Source organism: Mesonia hippocampi (genome assembly GCF_014197445.1).
Lineage (GTDB): Bacteria > Bacteroidota > Bacteroidia > Flavobacteriales > Flavobacteriaceae > Mesonia > Mesonia hippocampi.
This window is the reverse complement of the sequence record NZ_JACIFO010000001.1, coordinates 64,195-82,478: the sequence shown is the minus strand read 5'-3', so window position 1 is coordinate 82,478 and position 18,284 is coordinate 64,195. Positions and strand designations below refer to the sequence as shown.

At 34.1% G+C, this 18,284-nt stretch carries 18 protein-coding genes; 6 read left to right on the top strand and 12 right to left on the bottom strand.

Annotated elements, in window-relative coordinates; genetic code table 11:
• The 3 genes from GGR32_RS00370 to GGR32_RS00360 all read left to right on the top strand — a co-directional run bounded on the left by GGR32_RS00370 (nt 1) and on the right by GGR32_RS00360 (nt 3,835).
• Nucleotides 1-2,562, top strand: coding sequence for an ATP-dependent Clp protease ATP-binding subunit (locus GGR32_RS00370; protein ID WP_183475461.1), 2,562 nt, complete (start codon nt 1-3; stop codon nt 2,560-2,562).
• 129 nt (nt 2,563-2,691) lie between these two features.
• A complete protein-coding gene (locus GGR32_RS00365; protein ID WP_183475460.1) occupies nt 2,692-3,270 on the top strand; it encodes a pentapeptide repeat-containing protein in 579 nt (192 codons plus the stop codon).
• A gap of 10 nt (nt 3,271-3,280) precedes the next feature.
• Complete coding sequence (locus GGR32_RS00360; protein WP_183475459.1) at nt 3,281-3,835, top strand: hypothetical protein; 555 nt, start codon at nt 3,281-3,283, stop codon at nt 3,833-3,835.
• An 89-nt stretch (nt 3,836-3,924) separates the two neighbouring features.
• On the opposite strand, the gene GGR32_RS00355 is transcribed toward GGR32_RS00360, so the two are convergent.
• The 12 genes from GGR32_RS00355 to GGR32_RS00300 form a co-directional block, all read right to left on the bottom strand.
• Nucleotides 3,925-4,410, bottom strand: a complete 486-nt coding sequence (locus GGR32_RS00355) for a nucleoside 2-deoxyribosyltransferase (protein WP_183475458.1) — start codon at nt 4,408-4,410, stop codon at nt 3,925-3,927.
• 158 nt (nt 4,411-4,568) lie between these two features.
• Entirely contained in the window at nt 4,569-5,546 is a 978-nt protein-coding gene (locus GGR32_RS00350) for a restriction endonuclease (RefSeq protein ID WP_183475457.1), read from the bottom strand.
• A gap of 91 nt (nt 5,547-5,637) precedes the next feature.
• Entirely contained in the window at nt 5,638-7,203 is a 1,566-nt protein-coding gene (gene dcm, locus GGR32_RS00345; RefSeq protein WP_183475456.1) for a DNA (cytosine-5-)-methyltransferase, read from the bottom strand.
• A 12-nt stretch (nt 7,204-7,215) separates the two neighbouring features.
• Nucleotides 7,216-8,058 carry a TdeIII family type II restriction endonuclease gene (locus GGR32_RS00340; protein WP_183475455.1) on the bottom strand — a complete coding sequence of 281 codons (843 nt, stop codon included), beginning with the start codon at nt 8,056-8,058 and terminating at the stop codon, nt 7,216-7,218.
• Nucleotides 8,059-9,360: 1,302 nt separating this feature from the next.
• Nucleotides 9,361-10,191, bottom strand: a complete 831-nt coding sequence (gene ygiD / locus GGR32_RS00335) for a 4,5-DOPA-extradiol-dioxygenase (protein ID WP_484502653.1) — start codon at nt 10,189-10,191, stop codon at nt 9,361-9,363.
• 144 nt (nt 10,192-10,335) lie between these two features.
• Nucleotides 10,336-10,905 carry a YceI family protein gene (locus GGR32_RS00330; protein WP_183475453.1) on the bottom strand — a complete coding sequence of 190 codons (570 nt, stop codon included), beginning with the start codon at nt 10,903-10,905 and terminating at the stop codon, nt 10,336-10,338.
• Nucleotides 10,906-11,002: 97 nt separating this feature from the next.
• Nucleotides 11,003-11,836: a helix-turn-helix transcriptional regulator gene (locus tag GGR32_RS00325; protein ID WP_183475452.1), complete on the bottom strand. Its 834-nt coding sequence runs from the start codon at nt 11,834-11,836 to the stop codon at nt 11,003-11,005.
• Nucleotides 11,837-12,070: 234 nt separating this feature from the next.
• A complete protein-coding gene (locus GGR32_RS00320; protein ID WP_246415152.1) occupies nt 12,071-13,030 on the bottom strand; it encodes an alpha/beta hydrolase in 960 nt (319 codons plus the stop codon).
• A gap of 130 nt (nt 13,031-13,160) precedes the next feature.
• The gene (locus GGR32_RS00315; RefSeq protein ID WP_221403666.1) at nt 13,161-13,571 is read right to left on the bottom strand and encodes a cupin domain-containing protein; all 411 of its coding nucleotides are present in this window, start codon (nt 13,569-13,571) and stop codon (nt 13,161-13,163) included.
• 133 nt (nt 13,572-13,704) lie between these two features.
• Nucleotides 13,705-14,130 (bottom strand): cyclophilin-like fold protein, encoded by a 426-nt coding sequence (locus tag GGR32_RS00310; RefSeq protein WP_221403665.1) that lies wholly within the window; start codon nt 14,128-14,130, stop codon nt 13,705-13,707.
• 2 nt (nt 14,131-14,132) lie between these two features.
• On the bottom strand, nt 14,133-14,696 hold the full coding sequence (locus tag GGR32_RS00305) for a sugar O-acetyltransferase (protein ID WP_183475450.1): 564 nt from the start codon (nt 14,694-14,696) through the stop codon (nt 14,133-14,135).
• A gap of 86 nt (nt 14,697-14,782) precedes the next feature.
• Nucleotides 14,783-15,640 carry a helix-turn-helix domain-containing protein gene (locus GGR32_RS00300; protein ID WP_183475449.1) on the bottom strand — a complete coding sequence of 286 codons (858 nt, stop codon included), beginning with the start codon at nt 15,638-15,640 and terminating at the stop codon, nt 14,783-14,785.
• A gap of 245 nt (nt 15,641-15,885) precedes the next feature.
• Here GGR32_RS00300 and GGR32_RS00295 point away from each other — a divergent pair, with 245 nt between their 5' ends.
• From GGR32_RS00295 to GGR32_RS00285, 3 genes are all read left to right on the top strand, one after another.
• On the top strand, nt 15,886-17,238 hold the full coding sequence (locus tag GGR32_RS00295) for a DNA recombination protein RmuC (RefSeq protein WP_183475448.1): 1,353 nt from the start codon (nt 15,886-15,888) through the stop codon (nt 17,236-17,238).
• A 75-nt stretch (nt 17,239-17,313) separates the two neighbouring features.
• Nucleotides 17,314-17,679: a 6-phosphogluconate dehydrogenase gene (locus GGR32_RS00290; RefSeq protein WP_183475447.1), complete on the top strand. Its 366-nt coding sequence runs from the start codon at nt 17,314-17,316 to the stop codon at nt 17,677-17,679.
• A gap of 2 nt (nt 17,680-17,681) precedes the next feature.
• Nucleotides 17,682-18,230, top strand: coding sequence for an acyl-CoA thioesterase (locus GGR32_RS00285; protein ID WP_183475446.1), 549 nt, complete (start codon nt 17,682-17,684; stop codon nt 18,228-18,230).
• Nucleotides 18,231-18,284: the final 54 nt, after the last annotated feature.

The window sequence follows — 18,284 nt, the reverse complement described above, 5'->3', positions numbered from 1 at the left end:
ATGGACGATAATTTTTCACCACGCGTAAAAGATGTGATTACCTACAGTAAAGAAGAAGCTCTACGCTTAGGACACGACTTTATTGGTACAGAGCATCTTATTTTAGGATTGATTAGAGACGGAAATGGTAAAGCCATAGATATTTTAGATGCTTTAGATATAGATTTAGATCATCTGCGTCGCAAAGTAGAAATATTAAGTCCTGCTAATTCTACCACACAAATCACCCCTAATTCTAAAAAGAACTTACACCTAACCCGACAGGCAGAAAGAGCTTTAAAAACTACTTTTTTAGAAGCAAAGCTTTTTCAAAGTTCTAACATAAACACAGCACATTTACTGCTTTGTATTCTTAGAAATGAAAACGACCCGACAACAAAGTTGCTTAACAAATTAAAAATCGAGTACGATAACGTAAAAGAAGAGTTTAAATTAATGCTTGCCGAAGATGATAATTATATAGAATCTCCAAAAGCAGAGACTTTTCCTGACGATGACCCCGCCGAAAGCGGAGCATCTAAACGCAACCCAACAAGCAGCGGAAGTACCAGTAAAGCCGGAAATAAAAAATCTAAAACCCCTGTTTTAGACAACTTTGGTAGAGACCTCACGGCCATGGCCGAAGAAGGAAAATTAGACCCTGTTGTAGGAAGAGAAAAAGAGATAGAAAGAGTTTCTCAAATTTTAAGCCGAAGAAAGAAAAACAACCCCTTGCTTATTGGTGAACCTGGCGTTGGTAAAAGTGCCATCGCAGAAGGCTTAGCTCTGCGTATTGTAAAACGTAAAGTTTCTCGAATTTTATTCGACAAACGCGTTGTTACCTTAGATTTAGCTAGCCTTGTTGCAGGAACTAAATACCGAGGACAGTTTGAAGAACGTATGAAAGCTGTGATGAACGAGCTTGAAAAAAACGACGATATTATCCTGTTTATCGATGAAATACACACCATTGTAGGCGCAGGGGGAGCAACAGGAAGCTTAGATGCAAGCAACATGTTTAAACCAGCATTGGCTCGTGGAGAACTACAATGCATAGGCGCTACTACACTCGATGAATACAGACAACACATAGAAAAAGATGGCGCTTTAGAAAGAAGATTTCAAAAAGTTATTGTAGAACCTACTTCTATCGACGAAACTATAGAAATCCTAAACAACATTAAAGAAAAATACGAGATACACCACAATGTTTCGTACACAACAGAGGCTATCGAGGCTTGTGTAAAACTTACCAACAGGTATATGACAGATAGGTTCTTACCCGATAAAGCCATAGATGCTTTAGATGAGGCAGGATCTCGTGTACACATCACCAACATCCATGTGCCACAACGTATTTTAGACTTAGAAAAACAACTAGAGGAAGTAAGAGCTACTAAAAATGCCGTTGTAAAAAAACAAAAATACGAAGAGGCTGCAAAGCTTCGCGATGACGAAAAAAAGCTCGAAAAAGAGCTCGCTATTGCACAAGAACAATGGGAAGAAGAGTCTAAACTGCATAAAGTAACCGTTACAGAAGACAATGTTGCCGATGTAGTCTCTATGATGACAGGGATTCCTGTAAATAGAATTGCCAAGACCGAAAGCAATAAACTTGCTGAGCTCCCTAAACTTATCAAAGGAAAAGTAATTGGGCAAGACGAGGCCGTTTCTAAAGTTGTAAAAGCCATTCAGCGAAACCGTGCTGGGTTAAAAGACCCTAATAAACCTATTGGATCATTTATTTTTCTAGGGCAAACAGGAGTAGGAAAAACTCAACTTGCCAAAGTGCTTGCAAAACAACTTTTCGATAACGAAGACAGCTTAATCCGTATAGACATGAGTGAATACATGGAAAAGTTTGCTGTATCTCGCTTAATTGGAGCACCTCCTGGCTATGTAGGTTATGAAGAAGGTGGACAACTTACCGAAAAAGTTCGTAGAAAACCTTATGCAGTAGTGCTTTTAGATGAAGTTGAAAAAGCCCATCCCGATGTTTTTAACATGCTGTTACAAGTATTAGATGACGGATATATTACCGATAGTCTAGGCAGAAAAATAGACTTTAGGAATACCATTATCATCATGACATCAAACATCGGAGCAAGAAAACTTAAGGACTTTGGTACAGGAGTTGGTTTTGGCACACAAGCAAAAAAAGACCAAGCCGACCAATACAGCAAAAGCGTTATTGAAAACGCCTTAAAAAAAGCTTTTGCTCCTGAATTTTTAAACCGAATAGACGATGTGGTTATTTTTAATGCTTTAACAAGAGAACATATCCATAAAATTATAGACATAGAGCTCAATAAACTTTATGCACGTGTAAAAGAACTAGGCTATCACCTAGAGCTTACCGAAAACGCAAAAGATTTTATTGTAGATAAAGGTTTCGATCAAGAATATGGAGCTAGACCGCTAAAACGTGCTATCCAAAAATATATAGAAGACGCCTTGGCCGAAGAAATTATTACCGCAAAAATAGAAGAAGGCGACCATATTATAATGGATAAAACCGATAGCGATAATTTAAAAATAAGTATTTCTCGAGAAAAAGAAAACACAAAAGAAAACGAAAGCTAAACGCTTTAATTCATAACCAATAAAAGGCTTAACAAATTTGTTAAGCCTTTTATTTACATTAAGTTTTTCGTTTAATAACTTCTCTATTAATTTTACACCATCAAAAAAAACTTCCCTTCATAATTTAATATGAATAAAAATATCATCAATCACGAAAATAAAGAATTCAAACAAATAGACTATAACGAGAAAAAATTACGCGATAGAGAGTTTTTTCAATGTAGATTTATAGCTTGCTCTTTTATAAAAAGTGACTTAAAAGGAAACCATTTTGAGGATTGTACTTTTGAGAATTGCAACTTTTCAATGACAGAAATAAAAGGGGTAAGTCTTAGGGATTGTAAATTTAAAGATTGTAAATTACTAGGGATAGACTTTACCCAATGCAATAAATTTGCTTTTTCGCTTGCTTTTGATCACTGCATATTAGATTATTCGTCATTTTACCAAACAAAACTTAAGAATACCAATTTTTTAAATTGCTCACTTAAAGAAGTAGATTTTAGCGAAAGTGATTTGACAGCTGCTATTTTTAGAAATTCCGATTTAATGGGAGCTGTTTTCTCGAGCAGCATCCTTGAAAAAGCAGACTTTAGAGAAGCGCAAAATATTAGTATTAACCCTGAAGAAAATAAATTAAAAAAAGCAAAATTTTCTACCTATCAGCTAGAAGGCTTATTGCACAAATATGGGTTAGAAATTTACTAATAAAATCTTTATGATTTCTTTTAAAAAACTATACTGCGGAATAGGAAAATCTGAAATTAATCAGCATGAAATTTGCATAACAGGTTACCCCTTCAAACCTTCTATAGCCTTTCCTAATAAAAACATAAAAGCTTCTGAAATAGATGCCATTAGCATAGATTTTGGCACTTGCAAAATCTTAACCCAAAATGACATTATATTTGTATCGGCAGAAAATAAAGAGCGCTTAAAAAAGTTTTCGTTAGAAAACAACATCAAGCTTATTCCGCATAGTTGGAATTGGGATTGGCTACTAGAACCTTACCTTGATACCGAATTTACTACGATTAACACACAAAAAACAACCCAAAAACTATTAGCAAACGGTTTTTCGGAAACTAAAATACAAGAAATCAGAACAGAAATAGCGAGCCAAATGTATAAATACAACAGCCTACTTTGGGAATGGTGTAGCTTAGGGCTTGCAGATGTGCTTTCTGCTATGCGCGCTAAATACAACGATAAAAAGTTTACTGCCTTCTACAAAAAAGCTATCGAAATAGAAAAGCAAGGTACTAGTCATTAAGCTTTAAAAACACTTTTAAGATTTGGCTTTGTAAAATTGTGAATTTAAGTAACGAGGTACTGTGTTTACTTGATTTTCTCCTGCTAAAATCAAGTATTATTTGGTTCAATTTTAATTTCTTGTAAGCCTTTTAAATAATTTATTAAGGCTTCCGCTGAGGTAAATAATTCATCAAATGCTCCTTCTAGCATAGCATTTAGTTTTGAATCAATAAAAGAAGCCCTCATGTCTGTATGAAGTCCAATTATCATTTTTTTCTGGTTATAAGCTAAACCCAATTCAAAGCATGCACCTTCATCTGGAACTCTCCCATCAAGAATAAATAAAAATATATCACATTGTGACACTTGGTTTACATCTAATTTAAAAATGGCTTTATTTCTTTCCTCTTGAGTCATATTTATGAATGGAGGCTTATCTAATTCAGCGCCATCTCTTTGGGGAAGAAATATTTCAAAATTTAATTTTTCAATTCTTTCGGTAAGTTCAATATTGAAATTTCTTTCGGCTTGGCTGAATAGTGGTCCAGCAAAATAAATTTTATTTTTCAGCATTTTATTTTCTTCAATTTTCACAAATGCACTACAACGTCCTGAAAGATATAGCATTTACGTTGAAGTTATCTCACAAAGATATATAAACAAGAAGGAATAAAGCCGCTTAAAACGACTTATATAATATCAATTTAGGCAAAATTATAGGCTTGTGCAACGACGACCATTGTTAGCAATTGTTATTTTTTATATTTCCACATTTCTTTCGCCCATTTTTTCACATTTTCAAATTCGGCGAAATCTATGTTGTATCCTCTACTATTCCTTACCTTTTTTCCACCAGGTGCTATATAACTTGATGTTGCAATCAAACCTTTTTCAGCATTTTCAAATAAAACATCTGTATAGAAAGATTTTACTGTTTCTATGGATATTTTATTTTCTTTTTTATATCTCTTACATTGAATTAAAATTAAAGGTTTTGAGCTATTTTCAGGGTCAAAAACTCTTATGTCGACTCCTCCATCATTTGTTCCGGAACCAAGAATTACTTTTTGTCCAAGCTTATTAAAATACTCTGCACAAAACCTTTCAAAGTTTCTCCAATGAATTAATTCAACTTCATTGCCATTAGTTGCTAGATAATCAATAAATCTTTGGTCTAAAAACTCATTTTCATTTTCAGCAACCAATTCGCAATCGAATAAATCTGAAAGTTTTTTTATCCCGTCCCAATTTTTTGATGGTGTAGGTAAAACACAACTTTGGTCTATTCTTTCAATGCCAATATTTGCGATTTCTAATGAAATCTCTTTTGGGTAGTTTTCCTTTTCTTCTAGAATTTGTGCTAATTCTTGATTAGATAAAGTTGGGGTTTGATTTAAATAATAATTACAAATAGATGTCGACTTTGCAAATAAATCTATGTTTCTAGTTCTATGAACATAATTAATGACTTTTTCTAAATCATTTTTATAGATTGATATTTTGGGTAAGTTGCCTATTCTTTTTCTTATGTAAACAAGCATATCTTCATAATCATCAACATATATTTTAAAACCAGAATTCAAGTCATCTTTGATTAGGAAATCGTCTTTAAATTGTTCTGTCAAAATATCTTTTACCTTTATTCTATTTAAAAGAATTCCAGATTTTATCCCAATGTATTCAGTTGTGGAATCATAAAAATCTCTTGTTGAAAAAATAATTTTACTCAATGTCGTTTTTAATAATTGCTAACGGTCTTATATGAAAAGTAGCGGGTTTTAGGCACTAATTTTTCAGTAAAGTACTAATTTTGTTTTATATTTAAACTTTGGCTTGAGCACTTAAACCGCTATTTTTTATATACATTGTTGGCGTTTCGTACTTTTTTATTCGTTCAGTTTTTTCATTTTCAAATACTCCTGTTTTTATTATTCCTTTGATTAGAATATCAATTACAGGAACAGAAACACTATTTCCAATTAGTTTCATCCATCTTGCTCTTGATTCAGGAAGAATGAAGTCTTTTGGAAAACCTTGAATTTGACAAGCTTCTTCCTTTGTTATTTTTCGATAGTTTTCAGAAAAATATACTTCTTTTAAAAATTTATTTCTATAGTCTTCGTGGTCAATTGGATTTAAGCTTTTTAAAGAAACATAATCATTTGTATCACTAGCAACTAGAGTAGGGAAAAGGTCAGAAGTAGGCATAAAAACTCTGTTTACACCATTCAAACCACTACTTATTTTAGTGTTTTTAAAGTCGTATCGCTCTTCATTACATTTTATTATTTCTTTTTCTAATAATGAATTTATAGTGTCTGAAATTGAAATCTTTTTAACTTTTAAAATTCTTTCTGTTTTTAGTCTATCAGTAACTAAAATATTACTTGAACACAGATTTAGAATTTCAAGTTCATTCTCGTTTAATGTTGATTCTTCAAAATCTAGTATTTCGAAACTATAATCGACTTTCTTTAAAATTTCAAGTTTTACTAATTCGCTTAATTCCTTTTTTGTTATACTTGAATCTAACTGTTTAAATTGATTTAAAGAAAGAGGGTTTCCATCTAATGGTCCGAATTGACTTTTCCTTCTATTTTTTAAAAGCAATAGACAAATTTCTTTTTGTCTTTGAGTAGTATCTATTATATCCCAAGAATGTATTGTTGTATGACCATTTCTTAAATCGTTAAACAAAAAGTAGTCATTAAACCCGTTTTTACTAGATAAACTCATTTGTTTAGTTGCAATTAGGTTGCCAAATAAGTCTTTTTGTTCGGGTATGTTTTTTTCCTCATTCTGAATTTTTATCCCTAAAATGTCTGCTAACTTTATTTTATTTTCAAGTGGTTTGGGTAAGTTGAAGTTATCAAAATGCTCTTTTTCTTTGAAGCCTATAATATAAATTCTAACTCTATTTTGCGGAACACCATAATCAAATGAGTTAATAACATAATAATTAGCGAAATAACCAGCTTGTTTGATTCTTTCTAAAATATACTTTAACGCCTCTTTGTTTCTAGGGTCAACCAATCCTTTAACATTTTCAAATATGAATGCTTTAGGTTTAGATTGTTTGAGTAAGTAAATAGTGTCATTCCATAATTGACCTCTGTCATCATCAAAGCCTAAATTTTTCCCTGCGATAGACCAACTTTGACAAGGAACACCTGCCGTTAAAATGTCGTGTTTTGGCAGTTCCTTAATTTTGGTAATATCTCCTAAATTCTCCTCTTTTGGTATTTTGTAGTTTTCACAATAGGCTTCTATCGCATCTTTGTTTATTTCACTAAAATTAATGCACTCTCCTCCGTTATCAGAAAGAGCCATTTTGAAACCTCCAATGCCAGCGAACAAATCAATAAAAGTAAATTCTGTTTTTCTCATATTCCTTTACTTTTACTGTAGTTTAATGTCCTTGTAGCCTTCAGGTGGTTCAATTCCTAAAAACTCTTTATATATTCTTTCTCTATATTCTAAACCAAGACTATTTATTTCATTAATAAAGTTTTTGTAAGTTCCTTTTCCACCAATTAATTCCCAAAACTCATTACCTATTAGAACAGACTCATCATTGTGCATATCAAACCATCTCATTGGAAAAGTCCAATTATAATCTTCTCTTTTTCCATAAGGATTATATGCAAGTGCGTAAAAAGCAAAATCAACTTTAGCAGGATTCATTGCTAAAAGTTTAAACATTTTTTCTTTGCTTACTTTAGTTTGGTCGCTGTTCGGTAATGGTGCTTTTATTTCAAATGCATACTTTTTATTAGTCTTTTTACTATCAATAAAAATATCACAAACGACACTTGTTGGAATAGGCTTTCCACCACCTTCTAAAATATACTTTAGTTCAACATCCCAATCTGGTTTTTGTTTGTCTTTCCCTTTTTTCTTGTGTTCTAATTTATTTAAAACTTCCTGAATTCTTCTTAATCTTTCAGCTCCAATTTCGCCAGTAATTGTTTTACCTTGTTCACAATGTCCGTGATAAATTTCTCCAACGACAAGTGCTAACTTTTCCCAAACACCACCAAAAGGTGTAACAAAACGCCTTTCAAAATGAGAACCTTTAAAAATTTCGTCAGGTACAAGTGCTGCATAAAGAGGTTTACTTGAATGGTGTTTTTCTTTAATAAATGGGTCTGTAATTAAAACTTTGTTCATTACTCTATCCATTAATTCCGATACAACTGTTTTTATACCTTCGTTTATTTTATGTTCTTCTTTTTTAGTCATTTCTTTTGTGAAAAATTTAGAAAACAAATTTACAATTTTATCTGCGAGATTTTTGAAGAATTGAGTAAAGTTCAATTTTAGCACGTTTTTTCAGTATGAACGCCAACGCCCTGACGGATATGGCGATTTGCGTTGAAGTGTTAACTTCAAGAGCAAAGAGAGCCATTAGACGTAATTCGCTATATCCGTTTGTTGTCGAGAGTTCACCTATGTAGGCGTCTCAAGTCAAAATATTAATAATATACTACAAATATAGCGAATTACAGTCGTACTGTCAGGGCGTTGTTCGAGAATAGCTCAAGAGAAAATGTTGCCGCAGGCGACATGACTTGAGCGACCCATAGGGTATTCTCGAACAACTTCTATATATCCTCAAATATATACAACTTTTTATGTTAAAACAAGAGGAGTGTAAAAACCTAAAAGGGTTTTCAGTTAAAATCTATAAAATTTACTTGTTTTTTAATAAAAACCCTCAAAAAAAACAGGCTAAGAATATTTCTGTTAGGGGCTCTATTTTTAATAGCTTTTTATAGCTTATAAATAAGTCTTTTTTACACCATATTTAAACCACAGCTAAACTAAAATCAGCCCATTTTTTAGTGGACAATTTGTGGTCTCACCCTAGACTAGGTATGGACTAGGTGTGGACTAGGTATGGCTTTGATAGGGGAAAAACATGGCTAAAACTAAAGGCTGGTTTTTCGTAAAATAATAGTATAAATAACCTGTAGATTTTATTGTCAGTACAGGCTTGTTTTTATCTAAAAAATAGTGGTTTTATCGTCTGTTTTTAATCTGTTTTGTGTCAAGACAAAATGAACGGATAATAAACTTTATTGTATTTACTTTTTTTAGTTCACGAATCTTTTACTTGCTAGTGGTGTTCATGAATCAACAAAGTTGATTTTATCGATAAAAAAACGAATCAAAAAAATCTATGCTACCGAAAAAAATGCTTCAACCCAACCGACAGTTTTACAGAAATAGCTGTAAATCCAGTGGAAGTGCGTCTTTGCTCAGTAAAGACAAAGCATGAAACGCCAGATTTAGCAGCGGTTTTAAAAATTTCCTTAAAACGGTCTTGACTTTTTGGTTCGTTTTGTGTCAAGACAAAATGAACTGATAATTAGCTTTAGTTATTTACTTTTTTAATTCACAAACCTTTTTTTTGTTAATAGTGTTCATGAATCAACATAGTTGATTTCATTGTCGTAAAACGAATCAAAAAAATCTATGCTACCGAATCTTGTCTTAAATTTATTACTCGGAAGCTTAATTTTAGAGACATTTTTCTGTTTTTTATACAGATTCGATTTTTACAGAAGTCATTGTTAGCGAGCCTCCAACTGCTTTATCGTTGAATAATGTTATTTTCTCATTTTCTTCTTTTAATGCCAATGTATAAAGTAAAGGCAGATAATGTTCAGGAGTCGGAATGGCCAAATCAAAGGCTTTTCCTTGTGATTTAAAGTCGATTAAAGGCTGAAAATCTCCACTTAAAATATGGCTCTTCATTTTTTCGTTTGCTTCGGTAGCCCAATCGAAAGCAAATTCTTCGTTTAATTTTTTCCAAGCCACCATACGTAGATTATGCACCATATTACCACTTCCAATAATTAAAACGCCTTTATGGCGAAGGCTGTTTAGCTCTTGAGCCAATTCGTAATGATACCTTGCCGGTTTCGTATAATCAATACTCATTTGTATGACCGGAATGTCGGCATTGGGGTACAGGTGTTTTATAACACTCCACGCACCGTGGTCAAGTCCCCATTTATCGTCTAATCCAACTTCTGTTTTGGTAATAATACTTTTGGTTTCTTGTGCAAGTTCTGGGCTTCCTTTTGCTGGGTATTGAACGTCAAACAATGCTTGTGGAAAACCACCAAAATCGTGAATGGTTGGTGGATTTTGCATCGCTGTTACAAATGTTCCTTTAGTTTCCCAATGTGCAGAAATACAAAGAATCGCATTTGGTCTTATAATTTCTTGACCTAATTTTCTGAATGCCGAAACAAATTCGTTTTCTTCAATGGCATTCATAGGGCTGCCGTGACCTAAGAATAGCACAGGCATTTTGCCTGTGTTACTCATTGTTGAAGTCATTTTGTTTAAATCTTTTAAAGTCATACTGTAAGGTATTAAAGGCAATAAAGCTATTGATTTTAAAAATTGTTTTCTATTCATTTCATACTAAGTTATGAATTTTGTTTTTACTAACCATTTTTCTGGTTTTCATTTTCTTTTAACGTTATTGGATAATTTTTAAACGTATTACTGCTTGGCAAACTGTAAGTGCACCACGATGTTTACATCTTTACCAATACCTGCTGCGGTAGGATCGTAATTAATATTGTAGTCAAATCTGTTAATGGTAGTTTTGGCTTTCAATCCCAATTTTTCGCCCTGGTCACTTTTGGCGGTTCCGCCATAGTACACATCAAAAATCACGGGTTTGGTTACATCTTTTATGGTTAGGTCGCCATATAATAGATATTGCTCAGGTTTTCCAGTAGCTAAGATTTTCGTGCTTTTAAAAGTCATTTCCGGATATTTTTCAACTTCAAAAAAATCAGCACTTCTCAAGTGGTTGTCCCTGTTTTCTACATTGGTATTGATACTTGTTACTTTAACAGTAAAATCAACATTTACCCCTTCTAAAGCTTCCCCATTTGTAGTAAGGTTTCCGGTATATTCCATAAATTTCCCATTCACGATACTAATTCCGGAATGTGAAATATTGAAATTTAAGGACGAATGGTAAGGGTCTACCTTCCAGTTTGCTTGTGCGAATACGTTTACATTCAAAAATGTAATTGCTAGTAAAATCAGTACTTTTTTCATAATCATATAAAATTTAATTGTTAATAATATTTTGATTACAAAGATAGTAGCACTTACGATGAAGCGAATTACACTTTTCGGTAAGAGGAGTGTAGATTTAGGAAATCAACCTATTTTTCATCTCTTCACGGAACTTACCTGGCGATTGCCCTGCCTTTTTTTTAAAGACGTTAGAAAAATAAGAATTCTCATTGTAGCCCAGTTCATAAGCTATTTCAGATATGGTTTTTTCTGTAGAGATCAATAGGTTTTTAGCTTCAATTAATTTTCGGGTTTCGATTATTTCTGAAACACTCTGTGCTAAAATATTTTGGCAGATGATGTTCAAATTCCTTGACGACATAAAAAGTTTTTCTGCATAGAATTCCACACCAACTGGTCTTCGGTAATTTTCTTCAAGAATCGTCAGGAAGTTTCCGAAGGATATATGCTGCGTTTTTTGAATAGGCTCGTCTTGTGGCTCTAACTTTTTTCGTTCGGCTTCTATCATCGTGAACAGGACACCCAATAGTTGCCTTATTATGGAAAGGTCTGTTGTTTCTTGTTGTGCTTCGGCATACATCATTTCACAAAGGGTAACCAGTCTCTGAAAACAATGTCCTTTTTCAAGTTCTAAATTTGCTTGAGTGTGATAAAAGGAATAGAGTTGAAATGTGGTTTCTGGAATAAATTCGCTTTTAAAACGAATTGCCCAAATATCGCACTTGCCATTATATACCTTTGGAACTACTCTGTGTAATTTTCCTTTGGTTACGAAACTCACAAAAGGAGATTGGATTTTGGTCGTGTTAAAATCAATGAAATGCTCCAATTCACCTTCAATGCCAATTAATAACTCTTCAAACTCGTGATTGTGGGGTTCGTCAGGTTGGGAAGAAATTTTTTTTGCTTCTTCTTCGTCAACTTTGAATATATGGAAAAGTTTGTTCATTTGGTATGCTATTCGTTGCTTTTAAGGTGTTAACTATGGGTTTGGCTATGTTTACAATTACATTAAAATCTGCTAACCCCTAAATTTCAATAGTTTTGGAGTAAAGCTAAAATAGCAAATTGTAAGGAATTCTCTGCAGAAAACTCCTTACAATAAACATAAACACACGGTACACACTGGCTTTCTTTCGGTCATCCATCAGCGTATGGGTTAGCGTTGACTATACCCTTTTTCTTATTTCAAGTTTTCCTTAAAATATGCTTGCAACTTGTCAAAAGGAATAACGTCCGTTTGATCATATAAATCCGTATGCACGCCATTTGGAATAATCATCAATTCTTTTGGCTCGGAAGCATTTTTATAGGCATCTTCACTGAAATATTTAGAGTGTGCATTCTCACCAGCGATTATCAACATTGGTCTTGGCGAAATCTCTTTAATGTAAGTCAAAATCGGCATATTCATAAACGAAATGGAATTCGTTGTTGTCCAACCGTTGTTTGAGTTTAAAGAGCGTTCGTGATACCCTCGTTCGGTTTTGTAATAATCATAATACTCTTGCACAAATTGAGGCTCATCTCCTGTTAGTTTTTCTGGAAGGTGTTCTGTAGGGTAAGCAGGCGTTCCGTTTTTGGCATCTTCCCAACGTTGCAAACTCATTTGTTCTAACATTTTGGTGCGTTGTTCTGGTGTGGTTGAACCAAAATAACCTTCGGCATTTACTCTGGACATATCGTACATACTGGTAGTAGCAACTGCTTTTACACGTTTATCAACGGCTGTGGCATTCAAGGCAAAACCGCCAAAACCGCAAATTCCGATGATACCCAATTTGTCTCGATCAACGTTTTCCTGCAAACCAAGAAAGTCAATGGCTGCACTGAAATCTTCAGTGTTGATGTCGGGAGATGCCACGTTGCGCGGTTCGCCACTGCTTTCGCCTGTGTAGGACGGATCGAATGCCAAGGTTACAAAACCACGTTCTGCCATTTGGTTGGCATAAAGCCCGGAAGATTGCTCTTTTACCGCCCCGAAAGGTCCGCTGATTGCTAATGCAGGTAAATTACTCCCACCATTCTTCGGAATATACAAATCGCCTGTAAGTTCAATACCATAGCGGTTTTTAAAGGTTACTTTTTTTCTTGTTACGTTATCACTCAACTCAAAAGTATAATGTTCTGCTGTATTGCTCATGGTTTCTGTTTTTTGTGTTTGCTCTTCTTGTTTTTCCTGTTTTTCTTCTGTTTTTTGCTGACAAGCTCCCAATAGTAACAGAGAAAAAGTCATTGCTACTACTTGTATTTTCATTTTTCTCTTTTTCATTTTATTCGTTTTTATACTGTTCATCGGTTACGGCTTCCTGCCAATCTACGATGCCTTTCTCTGTGTTGGGTACAATGTACAGTTGTTGTAACCCCACATCAGGACTTGCTCCGTGCCAATGCCTTACATTTGGCGGACATTTTACCACATCACCTTTTTTGATGACTTCAACGGGTTGTCCTTCAATTTGATGGTAACCAACGCCATCTGTAATAATCAAAATTTGACCCGCTGGATGCGTATGCCAATTGCTTCTTGCTCCGGGTTCAAAATACACGTTCCCTACTGCTGTGGTATAGATAGAATCTGGTGCCACCAACCCGATGTTATAGGCATTTCCCGTAAAAAATTCTGCTGAACCCTTTTCGCCTTTTGGGAAAATGGCATCCAATTCGTTATTGTCCGTTTTCATAATTTCTTGTCTTTTTTCAGTATTTGAATTGCACGCGGTTATTAGAAAGAGACTTCCCGCAAGAATTGCAATTGTTTTGATATATCTGTTCATATTTATTGTTTTTTGAGTTATTCTTCCAGTGTAATGGTTACTATAATTTTTTCTCTGTTTTGAAATGTTCTATGCCACTTGTGATTTTTCCCATAGAAATCAATCCGTTGGAATAGCTGAAATCCTTATAAAACAGCGCGATATTTCCCCAAGGAGCATACAACGTAATATCGCCTTCAGACGGTTTGAAACCTTTGGGGGCGTCTTTAGTAGAAAGTTTTTTGGACGGATAAAATATCTTTTCCGTGTTGGCATAATCATCCATTTCTACGGTAAGCGGAAGCATTGCAGCAAAATCTCTACTTGTAGGATTGTCGTACAAAATTGCCGAAACCGTATTTTCTCCTATGGTTATTTTTAGTTTCATTCTTTCCTGTTTGGGCATGTTTAATTCCTTGTCATTATTACAAGCGTGCAGTTGTGTCCAACTCAACAAAATAATCAGTGTATAAATCAGCTGCTTCATACTTATTCAATGTTTTTAATGATTTTCGCAGGGATACCGCCTACAATCACATTGTCAGGCACATCATTAGAAACCACCGAACCTGCTGCTACCACCGAATTTTCGCCAATGGTTACGCCTTGTAAAATCGTGGCGTTGGCGCCAATCCAAGCGTTCTTTTTAATGTGGATGGGTTTTGGAACAAGCGCATGTCTTTCTTCGGGCGAAAGAGGATGTCCTTCGGACAACAAACTGACTTTTGGAGCAATCAACACATTATCTTCAATGGTAATGCCACCTAAATCCAAAAACACACAATCGAAATTGATGAATACATTTTTACCGATTTTGGTATGCTTGCCGTAATTGATATAAAACGGTGTAAATACGGCTGTACTTTCATCAATTTCAGTATTTGTAATTTGACCCAACAAACTTCTGACTTCATTTGAATCAGTCGAATTGTTCATTTGCACGAGTAGTTTTTTCGTGTTGTACGAGGCATTTCTTAATTCCGTTCGCTGACTGTCGCTGGGCGGAATAACTTCTCCGTTTCTTAATCGCTCAAAAATATTTGACTTATCCATCTTTGTATACTTTGATACAAAGGTCGATCGATTTTAATAGGTGCTGTTAAAGATTTTCAAACCAATGATTATGATTTTCAAACTTTTTACACTCGAACAGAAGAAGGGCTAGTTCCAGTTTGTTTTTTAAAGAAGTTATTGAAGTACGTTGGGTATTCAAACCCCAAAGCATAAGCGATTTCCGAAACATTCCAATCGGTGTTTTGTAAAATGGCTTTGGCTTCATTAGTAATGCGTTCTGAAATGTGGGTTGTGGTGGTTTTTCCCGTAACTTCCTTTACGGCGCGGTTCAGGTAATTTACGTGTACCGAAAGGTTATTTGCGTAGTCCTTGGCGGTTCTTAATAAAAGAGGTCTGTCGGGGCTTTCTACAGGAAATTGCCTTTCCAAAAGCTCCATAAAAATGGTGGTCAATCGCTCAGCTCCGTTTTTGTTCTGATTGTAGTTTTCGGACGGTTTTAATTTTAAGGATTCGTGCAAAATCAAATCGATATAATTGCGAATCAGGTCGTCTTTATGTTCATAATCAGATTGTTGTTCTTCAATCATTTTTTGGAAAATGCTGTTTAGAAACTGTCGTTGTTCTTCCGAAATCTCTAAAATCGGAGTTCCGCCCATTCTGAACAAAGGCGATTTTTGCAAGGTTTCCGAATGTTTCCCCGAGGTGTAAAAGTCTTCCGAAAACAAAATAGTGTAACCCACATATTGGGTAGAAAGTGTTTCCCAAGAGTAGGGAATGTTCGGATTTCCGAAAAACAAAATAGTTCCTTCGGCATCAAAACTTCTGTCAGCATAATGAATACGGCTTTTACCTGTAGTCAAACAGATTTTATAAAAATCCTTCCGGCTGTATGCCTTGGTGGCGTTGCCATCTTTTTCAATCTGAAAGACATTGAAGCCTTTTAGTTTTAACTCGGTATTGTATGTAGATAATATTCTTGACATAAGACAAAGTTAAGAAATTCAAATAAATTTATATTCTATTTAAGGATTATTCTCTTTCGTGCGTTGGCAAGAAACAGCTCTTTTAGTTTTTTACTCACACATATTTATTTTTATATAAGTGTTCATGAATTCGTTCCTCATCTGAGCAACTCTACCTCCTCCGCTCTTTTCCTCTCCAAATTAATTATATTTTCTAATCGAATTTAAATAGACCTAAGTTTCTTAGTATCTTTGATAAAAAAGTAATGCCAGAAACTCTTATTTTTATTGGAATTGCAGCAATCTGCCTAGCTATAGGTAGCCTTCTTGGGATTTATATAGGTAAACTTCAACTTAAAACTTCTATCAAAGAGCTTGAAACCAAACTTACTAGCCAAGAAATATTACAAAAAAACACCGAGTTGCAAATAGAAAATATAAAAGCTGAGAACAAAGCAAACTTATTACAAGCAGAACAAGAGAAAGAAAAAATACGTTCAGAAAAAGAACAACTTCTTACACAACTAGCTATAAAAGAAGCCGAATACAAAAATATCTTAGAAAAAAACGAAGCACAATATGCTGAGATAGAAAAACTTCAAGAAAAATTTAATACAGAATTTGAAAACCTCGCAAACAATATTTTAGAAAAAAAATCAGAAAAATTTACGCTTCAAAATAAAGAAAACATAGAAAGTATTTTAAAACCCTTACATGAAAAAATAAAGGTTTTTGAAGAAAAAGTAGAAAAAAACAACCACAATGCCATCCGCCAACATGCCGAATTAGGCAAGCAATTAGAGTTTCTTAACCAACAAAATATCAAAATATCGCAAGAAGCCACCAACCTTACCAAAGCCTTAAAAGGAAACAGTAAAATACAAGGAAATTGGGGCGAGATGGTTCTAGAGCGCGTATTAGAACGTAGCGGCTTACAAAAAGACACCGAATACTTTGTACAGCAAAACTTTACTACAACAACTGGAAAACGACTTATGCCAGACGTTATTATAAAAATGCCGGCCAAAAAAGTAATGATTATCGATGCTAAAGTATCTTTAAACGCTTATGAACGCTATGTAAATGAAGAAAACCCAGAAGAAAAAGCAATCCATCTTAAAAATCACCTTTTTGCGATAAAAAAACATGTCGAAGAACTTAGTAAAAAAAATTACCATCAGCTTTACGACACCGAAAGCCCAGATTTTGTGCTATTATTTATTCCTATAGAAGCCGCTTTTGCCGTAGCTTCAAACCAACATCCGCAGTTGTACAACGATGCTTTCGAAAAAAACATCATCCTCGTAACCCCAACTACACTTTTAGCTGTACTAAAAACTATAGACAGTATGTGGCAAAACGAAAAGCAAAAACAAAATGCCATTAATATTGCCCAACAAGCAGGTTCCTTATACGACTCATTTACCAACCTTACCAACGAATTATTAAAAATAGGAAAACAATTAGGAACGGTACAAAACACTTATGATACCGCGATGAAAAAACTTACCGGACGAGGAAACTTAATAAAACGTGTGCAAGAATTAAAAAAACTAGGAGCAAAAGCCAGTAAAGAACTCGATGAAAAATTATTAAAACAAGCAGAAGAAGACATTTAAAATAGAATCTTACCTCACTCTCTTGGGTACTTAAATTAGTTTCTGTATTTTAGTTACAGACAAAACAGCAAAAAAATGAAAAAAATACTTTTGGTTATTATAAGCTGCATTGCCATTCTTGCCATTGCTTATTATTCTTTTATATATTTTATTCCTTATAGTGAAGGAAATCGTGCAGGCGAATTGATAAAATTTAGCCATAAAGGTGCTGTTATAAAAACTTGGGAAGGGCAAATAAGCCAAGGAATAAGTGGAGCACACATGTTTAACTTTTCTGTACTTGATAAGGATAAAAATGTAATTGAAAAACTAAAAGAACTACAAGGCGAATATGTAGAACTTACGTATATAGAACGCTTCGGAACTTTTGTTTTTTGGGGAGATTCTCATTATTTTGTTACCGATGTAAAAAAATCTCGTTCCCCTCATTTTAAAAAATAATTATGACAACCAAACTTAAGTATGTTGCAGATTCTGAAGTAACTTTATCAGAATTAATGTTGCCTTCTCACGCTAATTTTAACAATAAAATTCACGGGGGTTACCTGCTTTCTTTACTAGACCAAATTGCTTTTGCATGCGCCTCAAAACACAGCGGTGAATACTGTGTTACTGCCAGTGTAGATACGGTAGATTTTTTAAATCCGATAGAAATTGGAGAACTGCTTACCTTAAAAGCTTCGGTAAATTATGTAGGAAACAGTTCTATGGTTATTGGGATTAGGGTTGAATCTGAAAATATTAGAACAGGAAAAGTAAAACACTGTAACTCCTCCTACATTACCATGGTTGCGGTAAACGAAACAGGAAAACCTGTAAAAATACCTGGGCTTTACCTTACCAGTGAAAATGAAATAAGAAGGTTTGTAAAAAGCCTCAAACGCATTGAGATGAAACACCACAGGCGCGAAGAGTTTCATGAATTAGATTTTACTGCCAAAGATCATATAGACAAACTTAAAAAATACCGTGTAGAGATTTTTTTAACGTAATTCCTAGAGCCTTAATAAATTAAAAAAGCCGCTTCATAAAAAAACGAAGCGGCT